At 38.1% G+C, this 2063-nt stretch carries 3 protein-coding genes; all 3 read left to right on the top strand.

Annotated features, from left to right (window positions below):
• Window positions 1-274: DUF1641 domain-containing protein (locus WB217_RS03965; RefSeq protein WP_423990847.1), on the top strand; the 274-nt coding region annotated here is incomplete at its 5' end.
• 95 nt (window positions 275-369) lie between these two features.
• Window positions 370-732 (top strand): DUF2294 domain-containing protein, encoded by a 363-nt coding sequence (locus WB217_RS03960; RefSeq protein ID WP_423990845.1) that lies wholly within the window; start codon window positions 370-372, stop codon window positions 730-732.
• A gap of 750 nt (window positions 733-1482) precedes the next feature.
• Window positions 1483-2001 carry a DUF4030 domain-containing protein gene (locus tag WB217_RS03955; RefSeq protein WP_423990843.1) on the top strand — a complete coding sequence of 173 codons (519 nt, stop codon included), beginning with the start codon at window positions 1483-1485 and terminating at the stop codon, window positions 1999-2001.
• The last annotated feature ends 62 nt before the right edge of the window (window positions 2002-2063 follow it).

Raw genomic sequence — 2063 nt, 5'->3', positions numbered from 1 at the left:
AATTGCTGTCGGTCAGCTTTCACGCGAACCAGTCACAAAAATGATTAATAATGCGATGGCCGCTGGCGGTATACTTACTGAATTGGACCCTGAAACAACAGGTAAGCTCGCTAAAGGTCTGACGAATGGATTGCAAAAGGCTCAGCAGGGGTTAGCAGAAGATTTCAAAGTTGGACTTTTTGACCTAATGAAGGCTATAAAGGATCCAGATATAAATCGGGCGATAGGATTCGGTTTTAATCTTTTAAAAGGTATGGGCGAAGGTTTAAAATAGTAAATACAAAGAAAAAAGCAAACCCATTCGTTCACGTAATGAATGGGTTTCCTCTTTAGAATCAAACTAAGTGGCAGAATAAGGAGGATCATGAAATGGCAAAAAATATGGAGCATCAATTTAGTATGCTTATTCGCGAAATTAGAAAAGAATATGTGGGAAATGGCCCAAAGGAAATCACCACCAAATTTATCGATTCTTGGGCGGTCACTGAAATGAAAGGGAACCTGACAAATGTGGAGAAGTTCATGATTACTTCAAACCATGGTGAAGAAATGGTCCATGAAACGAGAACAAGATTTGTTAAAGAAATATACAAAAAGCCAGAAGTTCTTTTAAGATTTGAAAACTTAATGGGTGCAAAAGTACTTCGGTTATTTTCTGATATTAATATTAAAGAAGATATTGCAATGACTGTATTCGTTTTTGACCAGCCGATTGAAGGAACTGGGAATTAAGTACGAATCAGACAATGAACGTGAAAAGCAGCATTTGGCGGTATGAAGAGGGAGTCATAAACAGAGTAACGGATTGCATTGTCACATAATATCCAATAACCTTTGTCCCAAATGGGCAACTCCCTAACGATTGAACATGCGAAAGAAATAGTCGATGCCCAAATGCAATCCGGGAAAAAATGAATAGTAGATCATAATCAACGGTTACTCGTGCCCAAAATAGGGTTGTTATTATTTAAATAGAGTCCCTCCTTAAAGAAATTATCTTATAAGGAGGGATTTTCTTTTTTTATTATTAACCCTCATTTAAATAAGTAACGGAGAACGGTGTAGAAAATAGAGTTCTTCAACAATCAGGCGATCTTTATTAACGTGTAACGATTAAATTAATTATACGGTAAACACTACAAGATCAATCTGTGTGCAATCACTTTGTGTGCCATAAATAGGAGTAGTAACAATGTCATCTAATAATAATGAAATAAGTGCCTGTTCCCCTTGGAAAAATGTATGTTTTCATTTGAATTGTATGGTGACCTTTTGGATAGTGAACTATCTGTTTCATGTTCGAGAGAATTTTTGATACGGGGTGTGCACTTTTGCAAAATGAAATTTTTCATTTTTTTAACGCGGTGTACCTACTGGACTTTCATTTCTATTGTATAGTTTTATATCAAGGTAAGAGAACATCATGAACCATCTGAAGAGTGGAAGCAAGAGCAGGCCGAAATCGAAAAAGAAAGTGAAGAAGTGTTCGAAATCGTCCAGGCTGCCCTTGAGCCATTTGATTTTCAAAACAGCATTGGTTACAGGCAAGATCTGGTTGAGCTTGAGATTCCGAGCACGGAACAGCAGGAAAAAGTGGATGAAATTAAAAAGGCTGTAGAGGATGCTCTCGCCGCAGGCGGCAAGGACTATGTTGAAGTGAAGATCAGGAAGTATAATCTGGCCAAACGAGAGCAATATGCTCGCTGGAGTGACGCAGTTTCAGGCATCGCACATGAATTTAAAACGTATAAAAAATACAAAGTGTCAGGTGTCGGGTATCAAAGCAAAGAAGGCTTGATGAGAATTTTCATCACCATGAAGATGAAGAGCACGGACGAAGGGGCAGCCGAACACGCCAGCGATCTATATTCAATGGCAGAGGAATTTATCAAGTCAGATGAAATTTGGCCACATGTTAAGGAAGATCCTTATAAGATTGTCGTTAGGACAAAGGATAAAAAAGAATTTGTTGTTGAGGAAGGAGAAAAGCGTTTTAAATAAAATGTGTAAGACCAGAATAAAAGCACGGGGACGTATCTTTTGCTTCCAGCAAAAGATACGTC

It is taken from the genome of Mesobacillus sp., from assembly GCF_049588175.1.
Lineage (GTDB): Bacteria > Bacillota > Bacilli > Bacillales > Cytobacillaceae > Mesobacillus.
Note: the sequence above shows the minus strand (reverse complement) of the source record. Positions and strands in the feature narration are given on the sequence as shown.